The sequence below is a fragment of the Vibrio cyclitrophicus genome (genome assembly GCA_023206055.1).
In the GTDB taxonomy this organism is placed as follows: domain Bacteria; phylum Pseudomonadota; class Gammaproteobacteria; order Enterobacterales; family Vibrionaceae; genus Vibrio; species Vibrio cyclitrophicus_A.
In genome coordinates, this window is the sequence record CP065366.1 from 226,261 (window position 1) to 241,874 (window position 15,614).

The window sequence follows — 15,614 nt, forward strand, 5'->3', positions numbered from 1 at the left end:
GTAAAAGAAAGGGCGATAGAATTTAATTCTATCGCCCTTTCTTTATGGACTAATAGTTACTTTGCGTCATCTACATATTGATAAGCAATCACAATATCAGCGCCTTGTGTCGGAATAGCTGCCCCTGTAAATACGATAGACTCAGATAGTGGGTAATATTGCCACCCGTTCGAAGAGTTACGGTTTACTTTCGTGCCGTTAACGGTGACTAGAATCGATGATGAAAGAATATGTTGTGCTTCAGCTTTAGAAAGCTTATAGCCAGCACTTGAAGCCCCAGCATTTTGGGCCATCACCTCAACGAACGCCTTGTACTCAGAAGTAACATTGATATTTAAGGTCTTACCTAGAGTCGATGTAGCAAGGTCATCATATTGGCTGCGAGTTGCATCTGATGGGTCGACAATAGAGTAAACTCGATAGCTGTTATCAAGGAATAAGTTGTTGTTTGGATCAAACTCTGGAGTGTTGTACTGTTTGTATTGGCTGGGTTCATCACTCATGATGACGACTGATAGTGAAGCGCCAGATCTTGGGTATCCTGCAAGTTCTACAGTTCCATCGGTTTGGAGTGCAAGTTCAGAGTAATATATCCCACGTTCCGTAGCGCTCCCTCTGGTACCAGGTTTAAAATCTTCAGCAATCTGGACTAAGTCATTAGTAAATCCATTCCCACGCAGTTCATCTGAATCTGTAGTAATGGTACCAACCATGAAATCCACACCCGCGTTTTGAATTGTGTCTGTAAAGGCTACAGTCAAATCACTGATCGCTTGCTGCTCATTGCCCATGCTGCCTGAATTATCGATGACAAATAGGAAATCTGCTTTAGAAGTCGTTTGATCAAGAGCGGTAAACGTATCATTTTGCAACTGCAGTGTTGCATCTTTAGATGCTTGGATACTTTCCGATGTCGTTGAGACAATCAGATCTGAGTAATTCAAAACCTTGTCGTTCTGCACCAATGTACTGGTAATAACTGCACTGTCTGCAACCTTGTTGTAGCTAGTTGTAATATCAAGTTGGTACTCAGTTTGTATTACTTCAGAAGCCGCAGGAACTAGGGCACTTGCTGTCCCCCCAACTTTATTCACGGCTACTTGATTTATTAGAGTATTCAGAATGTCCGTGAGTTTTAACCCAGTTCGTAATGTGATCTTGTAGGTTGCATTAACATCACCATTTTCCAAAGTGGTTAGAGAGGTTTGTACTACTTGGGCACTATTTAGTTTAGATGCAAAAGCACTAACCCCAGCAACAAGGATTTCTTGAGCTGTTGTTTGTCCCGTTAATGCCCCTCTCTCTGCAACAAACCCTGCAAGCTCAGTGTTATCTGGTGTTGGAAGTGAGCTTCTTGTCGAAGCGGCCGCAACGGTAGTCACAGGCTCAGCGTAGATAATAGTACCTGTTACATCACCAGTAAGAGCACTGGTTGTATAACCTTCAGGTAAGAACACTTGTTGGCTGTCGAGAACGACAGACTGTGTTGGCGCAGGAGCTTCCGCGACGGTGATGATGATCTCTTTGGTTTGTAGTACGATTTGACCTTGATCGTTGGTCGTTTCAATGCTGAGTTGATACTTCTCTTGGCCGACAGCAGCTCCTGCCTGAACAGTGATTTGGAGTGGGTCGGATGTGGTTAATTCATCCCCATTTCCGTTATACCAAGTGACTTTATCACTCGATTGAAGGTTACTGATGGTTGCGGTTAGCGTTGTTTGTGCGCTTGCAGCAACGATGGCCGGATTAGCTGTAATTGAGTTGATTACGGCACTTGGCGCGAAATCAGCCCCGATACTACACAATACTTCTGATGATTGAACTTCGCTGTTATCAAGAATACTATTATTGTTAGTATCTACCCCAAGAGTAACAAGTTGCCCTCCTGCATCACATCTGGTGTCCGCTTTAGCTATTAAAGCAACCGACACTAGAGCTTGATTGAAGATATCGCTACCTTCTTGCTGGGTATTATTTATTCCATCGTGACAAATGGTTTTGTTGGAAACATGTTCACTATCTTCTAGTACGTTATTTTCGTTATCATCGTAACCAGCAATAACTTTCAAGCCACCATTAGCGCATTCCGAATCACCAACAGGGAGAGTTAACGTAGAAATTAACGCGTCTTTCTGTACAGTCCCTCCATTTGATGCGCTATTTGAAGAGTCACTGTCGCTCCCACAACCAGAAAGTAAAATAGACACTACAGAAGTAGCAATTAGAGTTTTTTTTGTAAGCCTAGCATTGACGCTCATTATCATATCCTTGTGATATATGAAGATTAATATGGATATATGTAATGAATGTTTTTATAGGACTGTTCAAACTTTGTAAATGAAACAAGTATGATATTGATGAAAACTTTGAGTCACTTAACCTTATGAATGATAATGATAAAATTATTAGTTATCTATTGATAAAATTGTTATGTTGGTTCAGAGATTTGATAAGAAAAGCACCACATTGAAAGTGGTGCTTGAGAAAAGCTTAATCTTTACCTTGTAAGATTTCTGCCCAAGGTAAATCTGCATCACCAAGAACAATGAAGTTCGGGTTTTCTAGCGTCTCTCTTTCATTGTAAGAGAGCGGTTCTAGTTGAGTACTTAAGATACGTCCGCCAGCTTCTTCAACAATGCACTGTGTTGCGGCTGTATCCCATTCTCCGGTTGGTCCAAGGCGCAGATAACAATCCACAGCACCTTCTGCTACTAAACATGCCTTAAGCGCTGCTGAGCCAAGAGGAACCAAATCATAATTCCATGCTGAGCTCATACGGCTAGTGATGCGATTGATGTCTTGGCGACGGCTGATCGCCATCGCGATCGACTGGTTTGGTAGCTCGTGACGATGCGTTTTGATTTTCACGCTGTCATTAAGGTCTGGGATCTTCCAAGCGCCTTTGCCACTGTAAGCGTAATAGCTCACACCTGAAACGGGTGCGTATACCACGCCCATTACTGGCTTGTTATGTTCGATTAAGGCAATAATTGTCGCGAAATCACCACTTCTTGCAATGAACTCCTGCGTACCATCCAGCGGATCAACCAACCAGTAGCGATCCCATTGAGAACGCTGCTCTAGGCTGATGTCGGCATCTTCTTCGGATAATACGGGAATATCAGGCGTTAGCTCACTGAGTTTTTTTAATATCAGCTTATGCGCAGCAAGGTCAGCACTGGTTACCGGAGTGTCATCACTCTTGGTGAACTCTTCGTAATCCTTTTTCTCATAGATCTCTAAGATGAGTTGGCCAGCAGAGCGAGCAATCTCAATGACAGAGGGTAGGAGGTGAGACAAATCTTTTGTTATTGGCATAAATATTCTCTTACTCTTCGAGCGAGCCTGAATGTTCTAGTTATTGTTTAATACACGAAGGCTTAAAAGCAGGGCTGTAATACTACGAGCCTCACAGAAATCGAGATGTGTTAACAGTTCTTCGGCTTGAGCAAGTGGCCAGCGCACAATGTCGAGTGGCTCTGGCTCATCACCTTCTAGCTTTTCTGGGTAGAGGTCTTCTGCGATAAACAGCGTCATTTTGCTAGAGAAGTAAGAGGGTGCAAGGATCACTTCCTTTAATGGGGTAAGCTTGTTGGCACCAAAGCCAATCTCTTCTTTCAGTTCGCGAACGGCGGCTTCGTTTGGCTGCTCGCCGGGATCAATCAGTCCTTTTGGAAAGCCCAGTTCATAGCGTTCAGTACCCGCTGCGTATTCACGTACTAACAGAATATCGCCTTGCTCAGTAATCGGAACCATCATTACTGCGTTGCGGCCGCTAGGCTTCATGCGTTCGTAGGTACGCTCTACACCGTTGGAAAAGCGCAAATCGAGAGACTCGATAGAGAATAGTTTTGATTGAGCGACAGTTTGCTGAGCCAAAATTTCTGGCTTGGTCCTTTTTGTCATTGCGCTCGCTCCTTAGCTCATTGGAATTCTTTCTTATAAAGTCATTCTAATATAGGGGAAATAGAGTTGAGTTCCTAGATCCTAGTTTTCATATCCTGAAATTATTGAATCAGGAACCGATTGCGATCACTTGAATACCTTACTCCAAATGGTAACGGCTCGTTATTATTGGCATTGAATGAGAAATAGACGGTTCGGAAGTACTCTTGTTGTTTTAAACACAAAAAAAGGTTGATGCTTGCGCATCAACCTTTTCATTAAATCTTTAACTTTCTACTGGCTAAGACTGTATGAGTGCTTAGTCGTAGGAGCTCTTAGTTGTAAGGTGCTTAGTAGTAAGAATGCTCACCGCGATCGTGCTCAGTTGCATCACGAACTGCAGTCAATTCACCTTCGAATTGTTGAAGAAGTTCTTTCTCGATGCCTTCTTTAAGCGTTACATCAACCATAGAACAACCGTTACAACCGCCGCCGAATGCAACGATAGCCGCACCTTCTTCAGTGATCTCTACTAGGCTAACGTGACCGCCGTGGCCAGCAAGCTGTGGGTTCACTTGTGTTTGGATTGCATACTCAACACGCTCAATCAGAGTTGCGTCGTCTGATACTTTACGCATCTTTGCGTTTGGTGCTTTAAGTGTAAGTTGAGAGCCCATTTTGTCTGTAACGAAGTCAATTTCAGCTTCATCTAGGAATGGTAGGCTTAGCTCATCTACGTACGCAGAGAAAGCTTCAAAAGAAAGCTTTGTGTCAGATGCTTCGATAGCATCTGTAGGGCAGTAAGAAACACCACACTCAGCGTTTTGCGTACCTGGGTTTACCACGAACACACGAATGTTTGTACCTTCAGGCTGCTGTGACAGCAGATTGGCAAAATGAGTTTGAGCGGTTTCTGTAATAGTAATATTTGACACGACGAATACCTGAGTAGATTTGTAGGTTATTAGCGCCATTCTACTCCTGTCAGATTTGTAATTCAGCCCTTTTTTGTTGGATTGCTGTACAAGTAGTGATTCACACTATTTATCCAGAGGGCTCAGGAGTGCGGCAGATACAGTAAATATCAATCCTTTTCACGCCCACTTCAAGTAGTAATTGGCATAATTGATACACTGTACTGCCTGTGGTTACAACATCATCAATTATTGCAATGTGAGGATAATCAGTCGCTTCAAAGTCGCGGTGAAGAAGCGTGAACGCTCCGCTCAGGTTACGCAACCTTATAGATTTGGTTAACTCTTGTTGAGAAAGCGTGGCGCGATTTCGCCGAAACAATACATCACTTTTCACCCCTAATTCTTGAGCGGTATAGTTCGCCAATAACTGGCTTTGGTTAAAGCTGCGTTGAATGTATCGTGTCCAATGTAAAGGAACACTGGTAATCAGCGGGGCTGAATGGTCAATGCGTGAGGCTAGTAACTTCGACAGATCGCGAGCAAACCAAAACTTATTGGAATACTTCATCTGCTGAATATAGCGCGCGGTTGGGAAGGTGTAATCGCCCACACAATAGAGACGATGCCAAGGCGGAGGTTTAGATAGGCACTGACCACATTGCTCGACAGCGGTCAGTGTTTTTAAGCCACACCGCTGGCAGCGCGGCACTGGCTCGAAGAGATTAAGACAATCATTACACCATCGCGGATGAGCATCATGGGGGGATTTATCCAATTTACATAGGTGGCATTGAGGTGTGACCAGCCGTGGTGTGTGTTTTTGTAGCCAATCAGATAACATAGCTCGCAGTGCTTTTGGGTTATGGTGTTCTTTTTACTCACCATACTGAAACGTACCCTTGATGGTGGATGAAATAAGTAGGGAATATTGAGAATGAGTGACGCGTTATATTGGCATGTTTCAGGACAAGGACCCGATTTGGTACTGGTCCACGGCTGGGGAATGAACGGTGCGGTATGGCAACAAACCGTGAATGCGCTAGAAGCTGATTTTCGAGTACATGTTGTGGATTTACCGGGGTATGGGCACAGCGCGCATTGCCACGCTCAAGATCTTGAAGAGATTGCTCAACAACTGATTGTCGACGCTCCTAAGCAGGCGATTTGGGTTGGTTGGTCTCTGGGTGGCTTGGTCGCGACACATATGGCTCTGCATCACTCAGACTACGTGAGCAAACTGGTAACTGTCGCTAGCTCACCTAAATTCGCTGCGGCAAAAGAACCCGTATTATGGCGAGGCATTCAGCCAAATGTATTAACCGCATTCACCGAACAGCTGGTTGAAGATTTTCAGACCACTATCGAACGCTTTATGGCGCTGCAAGCCATGGGCAGTCCTTCTGCAAGGCAAGATGTCAAACAGCTCAAGCAAGCGGTGCTTTCACGCCCGTTGCCGAATCCTGATTCTTTATTGGCAGGCTTAAAGATGCTGTCTGATGTCGATCTACGTGAACAGTTACCTCAAATTTCAGTACCGATGCTGCGCTTGTATGGTCGACTGGATGGTTTGGTGCCAATAAAAGTCGCCAAAGATTTGGGTACCGCACTGCCTCATACCGAGCAATATATCTTTACTCAGTCTTCGCATGCGCCATTTATGACCGAAGCGGATGCCTTCTGCAGTGAACTGATTAGCTTCGCACAAAAATAATCGCTAAATTTATATCCGGCTTGGTCGATATATAATCTAACCAACGTGTTGCATGATACTCAGACCTAACTCTCTCCAGAGCTGATTGCGGTAAGTTGGGCTATGCCTGTTGTGCGTTCTCGGTACAGCAGTGTTATGGCAATAGCGATGGGCGATTCTTGAGGAGAGTTCGCGATGATTGTGTCACCTGCAACTGCAGTAAGTGTGCCACTGATCGCCCCATCCGTTAATGTGCAAACAGAGCAAGTTGCGCGTGATAATAGAGTTCGAGAGCCTGTCGCTCCCGCAGTAGCATTGGCTAAAACCAATGCAGAACGAAAGGTAAAACCGGACGATAAACGAAGGCAGCAGTCGGCTTGGGATCCTTCAGACCATCCTGGTTATGAAATGGAGAACGAGCCAGAAGCCAATTCGATTAGCCATGAAGAGCCTCAAGATCCTTTTGATAGGTTATTCAGCTTGTTGGCACTGAAGACATACAGTGCCGACCAAGGAAAAGGCTATACCATGCGTTTCCGCCTGCCAAAGCATGTTTTAGATGCGGCGATCCGGGAGGGACAGATGGAGAAACGACGTAAGGTCATAAAATACCATTATGGTCATGCTGTTGCGCCTCATGCTCCATCAGAAATGCTGATTGTGTTGTAAATGATCGTGTTGTGATTAGAACACACAGAAGACAACCAAACTTCGGTGTCTCTTTTGAACACATAATAAAAAAACCTGCATACCCTAAGGGATGCAGGTTTTCTGTTTTAGGCGGGTCAGTTCTGGTGAAGATTAAACTGACGTTTTAGCCGTTGCGTCTTTGCCAGCGTTAGAAATTGTTATTTCTTCGCTTTAGCAAAGGCAGCAGCGAAAGCACCGCCCATCGCAGCGTTTTGTTGCGGCTCCTCACGACGGCGTTGTCCACCTTGTGAGTTTTGATTCGGTCGACTTTGCGTACGAGGCGCGCTTGAACGTTGTGCTCGGTTATCTTGTCCAGGTTCATCTTTCATGCGCATGCTTAGTGCAATACGTTTACGCTGAACATCCACTTCCATCACTTTCACTTTCACGATATCACCCGCTTTCACCACTTCACGTGGGTCAGCGACAAAGCGATCGGTCAGTGCTGAAATGTGTACCAAGCCGTCTTGGTGAACACCAATATCGACGAACGCACCAAAGTTAGCCACGTTCGACACTACACCTTCTAAGATCATGCCAGGTTCTAAGTCAGACATACTATTTACGCCATCGGCGAACGTTGCTGTCTTGAATTCAGGACGAGGATCTCGCCCCGGTTTATCCAGCTCTTTGATGATGTCGGTTACTGTCGGTACACCGAAGTTCTCATTGGTGTAATCAACCGCATGTAAACCACGTAAGAAGTCTGTATTGCCTACCAGAGACTTGATGTCTTTCTGGTTTTTCTCTGCGATGGTTTTTACCAATGGGTAAGCTTCTGGGTGAACCGATGATGCGTCTAGCGGGTTCTTACCATCCATGATACGCAGGAAGCCAGCACACTGTTCAAAGGCTTTTGGCCCTAAACGAGCGACTTTCTTCAAGGTAGTACGGGCTTCAAAGCGACCGTTTTCATCACGGAAATCCACGATGTTTTGAGCGATGGTGCTAGAAAGACCAGCTACGCGGGTTAGAAGCGCAGCAGAAGCGGTATTCACATCAACACCAACCGCGTTTACACAGTCTTCGACAATCGCATCTAGGCGCTTAGCGAGCATAGTTTGGCTAACGTCGTGTTGGTATTGGCCCACACCGATCGATTTAGGGTCTATCTTCACTAGTTCTGCCAGTGGATCTTGCAGACGACGCGCAATAGACACCGCACCACGAATCGAGACATCCATATTCGGGAATTCTTTTGCCGCTAGCTCAGAAGCAGAATAAACCGATGCGCCCGCTTCGCTAACAATGATTTTCTGTGCTGTTAGGTTGCCACGCTTAATCACATCAGCAACAAAGCTGTCGGTTTCGCGTGAAGCCGTACCATTACCAATCGCAATCAAATCAACATTGAACTGGCGAACCATCTGCTCAACCACGTGTGCAGATTTGTCGTATTGCTTTTGAGGTGGGTGAGGGTAAATGGTCTCTGTTGCCAGAACCTTACCCGTAGAATCCACCACAGCGATTTTCGAACCGGTACGTAAACCCGGATCCAAGCCCAAGGTTGCACGAGGACCAGCAGGTGCTGCCATCAACAAGTCTTTAAGGTTGGTTGCGAACACTTCAATCGCTTCGATTTCACCGCGTTCTTTCATCGCGCCCATAAGCTCAGTTTCCATGTGCATAGAAACCTTGATGCGCCATGCCCAGCTAATCACTTGCTTACGCCATGCATCTGCAGGTGCGCTGCTCAGGGTTATACCGTAGTGATCAGAGATGATGTTTTCGCAGTAAGAACCACGGACACCTTCTTCTTGTTCAGGGTCAGCATTCATCGCCAGCGTTAGGAAGCCTTCATTGCGGCCTCGTAGCATTGCAAGTGCGCGGTGAGAAGGTACTTTATTGAGTGTTTCGTTGTGTTCGAAATAGTCTTTGAACTTCTCGCCAGCTTGCTCTTTGCCTGCCACGACACGCGAAACGAGCTCAGAGTTACGTGTTAGATGTTGGCGAATCTTTTCAAGTAGGTTTGCGTCTTCTGCAATACGCTCCATCACGATCGCACGAGCACCATCTAGCGCGGCTTTAGTATCAGCAATGCCTTTATCGCTGCTGATGAAGTTAGCGGCTTCGGTTTCAGGATCGTGCTGTGGTTCATTCCAAAGTGTATCGGCAAGTGGCTCTAATCCTGCTTCGATTGCGATCTGACCTTTGGTACGACGCTTTGGTTTGTATGGCAGGTATAAATCTTCAAGGCGCGTCTTGCTGTCGGCTTGAGTGATGTCACGCTCCAGTTCTGGCGTGAGCTTGCCTTGGTCTTGAATCGACTTCAGGATCGTTTGGCGACGATCGTCGAGCTCGCGAAGGTATGAAAGGCGACTATCAAGGTTACGTAGTTGGGTATCGTCTAAGCCACCCGTGACTTCTTTACGGTAGCGGGCAATAAAGGGAACGGTGTTACCGTCGTCAATTAGGTTTACTGCGGCGGTGACTTGCTCTGAACGAACATTCAGTTCTTCAGCAATCAGTCGACAGATAGCTTGGCTCATCCGATGAATCTCTTATTTAATATCATGACAAATACATGGGGGTGAGCGTACGCTTTTTCTAGCTTTGGCTGTGTAATTATCCTGTCAGAAGTCGAATTTCCGTTTGTGATACCCACTTTGTGCGAGATCTCTCACACGTGGTGTGCGACTAAGTCACTTTAAATCGATGTGATCGTCTTAAAATAAACCTAAGTTATTGATTTTATTTGGTTGTGTGTTTGTGGGCGTATTTCTCACCTGAAATGTTTTTTGGGACTGTCTAGGAAACTCGCCCAAATACCGTAATATTTAACTTGTCGACAGGGAGTTGGCAGGAACAGGAAAAAGCCTAATGGACTAGGTATCTTCAGGATGAAGATTTGATTACTTAGGATGAGTGGTCAGCAAGGAAGTGATAATCTCTGGATGAGATTCGCCAGTCAGGATGACAGGCTAGAATGGACACCGCTAGGATGGCGATGAACAAAAAGGAAATTGGTTAAAGGATTTAGCCACTATCAAGGAAAGATGCAGGGAGCACCTTATCTCGAAGAGATAAACAGTAGCCGGATTGCTGCGATAGAGACTTAACCCCGTCAGGCGAAAGCCTAGCGGGGTTTTCTTTTATCTGGCGTTTGTGATTTTAGAGCGTGTGCTTTAGCTTCTGTTGGCAAGCAGGGGGACGGGATGGTTAACTTTCTACGTAGTGAATCGCGTTAATGAACCACTCTTTGTCGCCTTCTGGTGTGGTTACCGTAAACTCATCATCCACTTCTTTCTTGAGCAGAGCTCTAGCCATTGGTGAGTCGATAGAGATATAGCCTTTAGCATCGCCGTAGATCTCTTCAGGTCCTACAATGCGAAACTTCTTAATTTCCCCATCATCATTCTCAATCTCGACCCAAGCACCGAAAAATACCTTACCTTCTTGTTGTGGCGAGTAATCCACGATAGTGACATCAGGTAGGAATTTGCGTAGGAAACGCACTCGGCGATCAATCTGACGAAGTAAACGCTTATTGAACGTGTAATCTGCGTTTTCTGAACGATCTCCAAGGCTTGCAGCCCAAGTGACTATCTTAGTAATTTCAGGACGCTTCTCGTGCCATAAGTGGTCATGCTCTGCTTTGAGCTTGTTATAACCTTCTCGGGTGATAAGTTTGGTTTTCATAAATCTGACTTAATGAAATGATGATCTAAGATAGAATATATAGAAAGGCAACATACGTTAACAATTATTTAGGCGACTTTTTCTCCAATAATGTTACATTTTTAATGTCTTATACCAATATACAATGTACCAAGAATGCTTAACCTTAGGTTTAAGCTTTAATAGGTGGAACCATTACATGCAAGAGAACTACAAAATTTTAGTGGTCGATGACGATGCTCGTTTACGTGCACTGTTAGAACGCTATCTGTCAGAGCAAGGCTTTCAAGTGCGTAGCGTGGCAAACAGTGAGCAGATGGACCGCCTGTTAACCCGTGAAAATTTTCACTTGATGGTATTGGATTTAATGTTGCCGGGCGAAGACGGTCTGTCGATCTGTCGCCGTCTAAGAAACGCAAACAACTCGCTACCAATCCTGATGCTGACCGCAAAGGGTGACGAAGTGGATCGCATTGTGGGTTTGGAAGTGGGTGCTGATGACTACCTGCCAAAACCATTTAACCCGCGTGAACTGCTTGCTCGTATTAAAGCGGTAATGCGTCGCCAAGTGATTGAAGCACCGGGCGCGCCAAGCACAGAAGAGTCTGTGGTTGAGTTTGGTGAGTTCCGTCTGAACCTAGGTACGCGTGAAATGTTCCGCGGTGAAGAGCCAATGCCTCTTACCTCGGGTGAATTTGCGGTTCTTAAGTCGCTGGTTACTAACGCTCGTGAGCCAATGTCTCGCGATAAGCTGATGAACATGGCACGTGGCCGTGAGTATTCAGCAATGGAACGTTCAATCGATGTTCAGATTTCTCGTCTGCGTCGTCTTGTTGAAGAAGATCCAAGTAAACCTCGCTACATCCAAACGGTGTGGGGCTTGGGTTACGTATTCGTTCCAGATGGCAAAGCTGTGTAATCTAGCTTTATAAGCTCAAAAGCGGCTTTATCAATTCTGTGAATCAGAATTCTTTATTTACGGGTCATCTCATTAATATGCGATGGCCCGTTTTGTATTCAGCACAATGGTTTACAGCTATAGTTCCCACTATATCCCTTTATCATCCCTCACTTTAGGTCTCCTATGCGCATACGTAGCTCCTTTACTCAGTCGATAGTGCTCTTCTTAACCCTGTTGGTTGCTAGCCAAGTTTTTTCTTATTACGCCGTGTTCAACTATGCCTTGATGCCAAGTTTGCAGCAGTTCAATAAGATTCTGGCTCACGAGTTAAACCTAGTATTGGATCAAGGGAGCGATATCGAAATCGATGCGCCACTGCGCCAGCGTGTGCTTGAGCAGCTTGGGGTGACCGTTCACGCCAAAGACAGCGAAGCATCGGGTGAGTATTACCATGCGATGGCGATTGACCTAATGAGTGAGGAAATGACCAAAGAGTTAGGCTCTGAAACGGAAGTTCGGCTGATTCTAGGCAAAGAGAGCTATGTACTGTGGATGGACATCGATCAGCTGCCGAATTCATTGATTCGCATTCCTCTGTCTGAGCTACAAGAAGAGGACTTCGCACCTCTATTTCGTAATAGCTTGATCATGGCGATGTTGATTGTTGCTGGTGGTTGGCTGTTTATCCGATTGCAAAATCGTCCGTTGATAGCGTTAGAGACAGCAGCGCAAGGCGTAGGGCGTGGCGACATTCCACCGCCACTGCCAGTGCAGGGGGCGCAAGAGATTCGCTCGGTGACTCGAGCCTTTAATCAGATGTCGAAAGGCATTCAAGAACTGGAAGAAGATAGAGCCCTGCTGATGGCGGGTATCAGTCATGACTTACGTACGCCACTCACTCGCATTCGCTTGGCCACTGAAATGATGTCACCCGAAGACAGCTATTTAGCGGAAGGGATCATCAGTGATACTGAAGAGTGTAACGAGATCATCAGCCAGTTTATGGACTACCTAAAGCCCGTTGATCGAGAGTCATTCCAAGCGGTATTTGTCGATGATATTGCCCGTGAAGTGTCCAGTTCAGAGGGTGGCTACGAGATACAAATTGAAACAGACATTCCGGAAGCAATGAAACCTGCATTAGGTAACCCGATTGCGATGAAACGTGCCGTGAGTAACTTGGTGGTGAATGCACTGCGTTACGGCAATGGCTGGGTGAAGGTTTCGACGGGGATGACAGCCGATAATAAATTGGCTTGGGTCACTGTTGAAGACAATGGCCCAGGGATCCCGCAAGACCAAGTAGGTAAATTGTTTGAACCGTTCACGCGTGGTGATACCGCTCGTGGTAGTGAAGGTACTGGCTTAGGTTTAGCGATCGTTAAACGCATTGTCAGTCAACATCAAGGTGCGGTAGTCGTGAATAATCGTAGTGAAGGTGGCTTAAAAGCGCAGATCAGTTTCCCTGTGAAGCCCTAGATCTGAAAGTTTATTAGCACTAAAAAGGCTTCCTTGAAGGGAAGCCTTTTTGTCTTTTTATGCAGTCTCAGCGTTAGCTAAGCCTTGGAATAAACATCGCGCTCGCCTAGCCAGCGGTTGATGATCGCCTTAGCATTATCTGGGTAGCTATCGTGAATATGACGCGCAATACGCTGCACTTCAGGGATCAAACGTTGGTCTCGTACCAAGTCAGCAATCTTAAAGTCTGCCAAGCCCGTCTGCTTAGTGCCAAGCAGCTCACCGGGCCCTCGAATTTCTAAATCTCGCTGTGCAATGACAAAGCCATCGTTACTTTCACGTAGCACACCTAAGCGTTTCTGAGCGGTTTTAGACAGTGGTGAGTGATACAGCAATACACAATGGCTTGCGACCGAACCACGGCCGACACGGCCTCGTAGTTGGTGCAGTTGTGCAAGGCCAAGACGCTCTGGGTTTTCGATGATCATTAAGCTCGAATTCGGTACATCCACGCCTACTTCAATCACGGTAGTCGCGACCAACAAATGCAGTTTGTTCTCTTTGAATTCCTGCATCACAGCTTGTTTCTCAGCAGGCTTCATTCGGCCGTGCACGAGACCAATTTTGACGTCAGGCAGTTTGTGTTGCAGCTCTTCAGCGGTATCAGCCGCAGCTTGAGCTTCTAATACTTCGGACTCATCAATCAGCGTACATACCCAATAGGCTTGTTTACCTTCATTGAGACACGCATTTTTCACACGTTCGACAATGTCATCCCGCTTGGTATCAGGAATTGCCACGGTTTGAATTGGTGTTCGACCCGGTGGCAACTCATCAATAATTGAGGTTTCGAGGTCGGCATAGGCCGTCATCGCTAACGTTCGTGGAATCGGTGTTGCCGTCATGACCAATTGGTGTGGGTAATAACCTTGCTTTGCACCTTTCTCACGCAACTCTAATCGCTGGTGGACACCAAATCGGTGTTGCTCATCAATGATCACTAAACCAAGGTTTTTGAACTCGACATGCTCTTGGAATAGCGCATGAGTACCGACCACCATTTGTGCTTCACCACTGGCAATATGAACGAGCTCGGTTTCGCGAGCCTTGCCTTTGAGTTTACCTGCTAGCCACCCAACTTGAATGCCCATCGCCTCAAACCAGTTAGCAAAGTTGATCGCGTGTTGTTCCGCGAGCAATTCGGTGGGTGCCATTAGCGCAACTTGTTGACCGTGTTCGAGTGCGCGAACAGCCGCAAGCGCAGCGACCAAGGTTTTACCTGAGCCTACATCGCCCTGAACTAAACGCATCATTGGGTGCGGTTTTTCAAGGTCAGCTTCGATCTCCTTGGTTACTCGTGTTTGTGCATTGGTTGGTGAGAACGGTAACTGAGCGAGTAGCTTATCTTTAAGTGCATGTACTGGAGGAAAAGGCATCGCTTTGTCTTGTTGCCCCTTACTACGAACAGACAGCATCGATAAGTTCTGAGCCAGTAGTTCTTCCATAATCAGGCGTAGCTGCGCAGGGTGTTTACCCTCATCAAACAACTCTAGGTCAATACCTGGAGGCGGCCTGTGAATGGTATGCAGTGCTTGTGCGAGGGTAATTTGGTGATCGTATAAACCTGATGGTAGCAGCTCATTCACCGCGGCTTTGTCGATCAGTTCTAATGCTTGGTCGGTGAGGTTACGCAGCGTGACTTGCCTTAACCCCTCGGTGGTTGGATACACCGGAGTCAGATTGGCTTCAACATCTGGTTGTTGCCTAGGCGCAAAGAATTTGTAGTCAGGGTGGACGATCTCAAGCCCCATATTACCGCGCTTGATCTCACCGTAGGCATGCACTTGTTTGCCTTCGGCAAAGTTATTCTTCATACCAGCGGTGAAGTTGAAAAAGCGCAGAGTAATGGTGCCGTTACCATCACTGATTTTTACCGCCAACATCTTACGTTTACCGAAAATGGTATCGACGTGCATCACCTTGCCTTGCACAGCAGCCCAAAGGCCAGCGTGCAGTTTGACGATTGGATAGATGCGAGTTCTATCTTCATAGCGTAAAGGGAGGTGAAATAGCAGGTCTTGTACGTTGTTAAGCCCAACCTTCTCCAGTTTCTCTGCGACTTTAGCGCCGACTCCAGATAAAGAGTTGAGAGGGATAGCAGATAAAAGCTGTGACATAACAAGGCTCATAAACGTAAGAGAGATAATCTATTCAAGCATTTTACTGGATTTTTGTACAGGGTAAAGCGTAAGAGCAGATTTGGGATGCGGGTAAACGAGATACGAAAGGATAAGAGCAGATTCGGGATGCGAGTAAACGAGATGAGAAGAGATTAAGAGCGGATACGGGATTCGAGTAAACGAGATTCGAAAAGACTAAGGGCAGATGCGGGATACGGGTAAACGAGATACGAAAGGATTAAGAGCGGATGCGGGTAAATGAGTACGATAAAACA

Annotated in this window: 12 protein-coding genes; 4 read left to right on the forward strand and 8 right to left on the reverse strand. The window is 46.1% G+C overall.

Annotated elements, in window-relative coordinates; genetic code table 11:
- Positions 1-56: 56 nt before the first annotated feature.
- The 5 genes from ITG09_01055 to ITG09_01075 all read right to left on the reverse strand — a co-directional run bounded on the left by ITG09_01055 (position 57) and on the right by ITG09_01075 (position 5,643).
- Positions 57-2,264, reverse strand: a complete 2,208-nt coding sequence (locus tag ITG09_01055; protein UPR52292.1) for a VWA domain-containing protein — start codon at positions 2,262-2,264, stop codon at positions 57-59.
- A 226-nt stretch (positions 2,265-2,490) separates the two neighbouring features.
- Positions 2,491-3,318 (reverse strand): 3'(2'),5'-bisphosphate nucleotidase CysQ, encoded by an 828-nt coding sequence (gene cysQ, locus ITG09_01060; protein ID UPR52293.1) that lies wholly within the window; start codon positions 3,316-3,318, stop codon positions 2,491-2,493.
- Between the two features lie 36 nt (positions 3,319-3,354).
- Positions 3,355-3,906 (reverse strand): ADP compounds hydrolase NudE, encoded by a 552-nt coding sequence (nudE, locus tag ITG09_01065; GenBank protein UPR52294.1) that lies wholly within the window; start codon positions 3,904-3,906, stop codon positions 3,355-3,357.
- 329 nt (positions 3,907-4,235) lie between these two features.
- A complete protein-coding gene (nfuA, locus tag ITG09_01070; GenBank protein UPR53564.1) occupies positions 4,236-4,820 on the reverse strand; it encodes a Fe-S biogenesis protein NfuA in 585 nt (194 codons plus the stop codon).
- Between the two features lie 109 nt (positions 4,821-4,929).
- Complete coding sequence (locus ITG09_01075; protein ID UPR52295.1) at positions 4,930-5,643, reverse strand: ComF family protein; 714 nt, start codon at positions 5,641-5,643, stop codon at positions 4,930-4,932.
- A 93-nt stretch (positions 5,644-5,736) separates the two neighbouring features.
- Between ITG09_01075 and bioH the strand changes: the two genes are divergently transcribed.
- Both bioH and ITG09_01085 read left to right on the forward strand, forming a co-directional pair.
- Positions 5,737-6,513, forward strand: a complete 777-nt coding sequence (bioH, locus tag ITG09_01080; GenBank protein UPR52296.1) for a pimeloyl-ACP methyl ester esterase BioH — start codon at positions 5,737-5,739, stop codon at positions 6,511-6,513.
- Between the two features lie 174 nt (positions 6,514-6,687).
- Positions 6,688-7,161, forward strand: a complete 474-nt coding sequence (locus tag ITG09_01085; GenBank protein UPR52297.1) for an ATP-dependent Lon protease — start codon at positions 6,688-6,690, stop codon at positions 7,159-7,161.
- 179 nt (positions 7,162-7,340) lie between these two features.
- On the opposite strand, the gene ITG09_01090 is transcribed toward ITG09_01085, so the two are convergent.
- Together ITG09_01090 and greB are read right to left on the reverse strand one after the other, a co-directional pair.
- On the reverse strand, positions 7,341-9,671 hold the full coding sequence (locus ITG09_01090) for an RNA-binding transcriptional accessory protein (protein ID UPR52298.1): 2,331 nt from the start codon (positions 9,669-9,671) through the stop codon (positions 7,341-7,343).
- Between the two features lie 670 nt (positions 9,672-10,341).
- Positions 10,342-10,821 (reverse strand): transcription elongation factor GreB, encoded by a 480-nt coding sequence (gene greB, locus ITG09_01095; GenBank protein ID UPR52299.1) that lies wholly within the window; start codon positions 10,819-10,821, stop codon positions 10,342-10,344.
- Between the two features lie 178 nt (positions 10,822-10,999).
- On the opposite strand from greB, the gene ompR reads away from it, so the two are divergent.
- Both ompR and envZ read left to right on the forward strand, forming a co-directional pair.
- Positions 11,000-11,719 (forward strand): two-component system response regulator OmpR, encoded by a 720-nt coding sequence (ompR, locus tag ITG09_01100; protein ID UPR52300.1) that lies wholly within the window; start codon positions 11,000-11,002, stop codon positions 11,717-11,719.
- Positions 11,720-11,884: 165 nt separating this feature from the next.
- Positions 11,885-13,180, forward strand: a complete 1,296-nt coding sequence (gene envZ / locus ITG09_01105) for a two-component system sensor histidine kinase EnvZ (GenBank protein ID UPR52301.1) — start codon at positions 11,885-11,887, stop codon at positions 13,178-13,180.
- Between the two features lie 77 nt (positions 13,181-13,257).
- Here the strand turns inward: envZ and recG are convergent, their stop codons facing one another.
- Positions 13,258-15,336, reverse strand: a complete 2,079-nt coding sequence (recG, locus tag ITG09_01110) for an ATP-dependent DNA helicase RecG (GenBank protein ID UPR52302.1) — start codon at positions 15,334-15,336, stop codon at positions 13,258-13,260.
- Between the last annotated feature and the right edge of the window lie 278 nt (positions 15,337-15,614).

Bases quoted from the DNA above. Each gene is read 5' to 3' on its own strand.
- ITG09_01055 (UPR52292.1), bottom strand. From the start codon at position 2,264: ATGATAATGAGCGTCAATGCTAGGCTTACAAAAAAAACTCTAATTGCT.
- cysQ (UPR52293.1), bottom strand. From the start codon at position 3,318: ATGCCAATAACAAAAGATTTGTCTCACCTCCTACCCTCTGTCATTGAG.
- nudE (UPR52294.1), bottom strand. From the start codon at position 3,906: ATGACAAAAAGGACCAAGCCAGAAATTTTGGCTCAGCAAACTGTCGCT.
- ITG09_01075 (UPR52295.1), bottom strand. From the start codon at position 5,643: ATGTTATCTGATTGGCTACAAAAACACACACCACGGCTGGTCACACCT.
- bioH (UPR52296.1), top strand. From the start codon at position 5,737: ATGAGTGACGCGTTATATTGGCATGTTTCAGGACAAGGACCCGATTTG.
- ITG09_01085 (UPR52297.1), top strand. From the start codon at position 6,688: ATGATTGTGTCACCTGCAACTGCAGTAAGTGTGCCACTGATCGCCCCA.
- ITG09_01090 (UPR52298.1), bottom strand. From the start codon at position 9,671: ATGAGCCAAGCTATCTGTCGACTGATTGCTGAAGAACTGAATGTTCGT.
- greB (UPR52299.1), bottom strand. From the start codon at position 10,821: ATGAAAACCAAACTTATCACCCGAGAAGGTTATAACAAGCTCAAAGCA.
- ompR (UPR52300.1), top strand. From the start codon at position 11,000: ATGCAAGAGAACTACAAAATTTTAGTGGTCGATGACGATGCTCGTTTA.
- envZ (UPR52301.1), top strand. From the start codon at position 11,885: ATGCGCATACGTAGCTCCTTTACTCAGTCGATAGTGCTCTTCTTAACC.
- recG (UPR52302.1), bottom strand. From the start codon at position 15,336: ATGTCACAGCTTTTATCTGCTATCCCTCTCAACTCTTTATCTGGAGTC.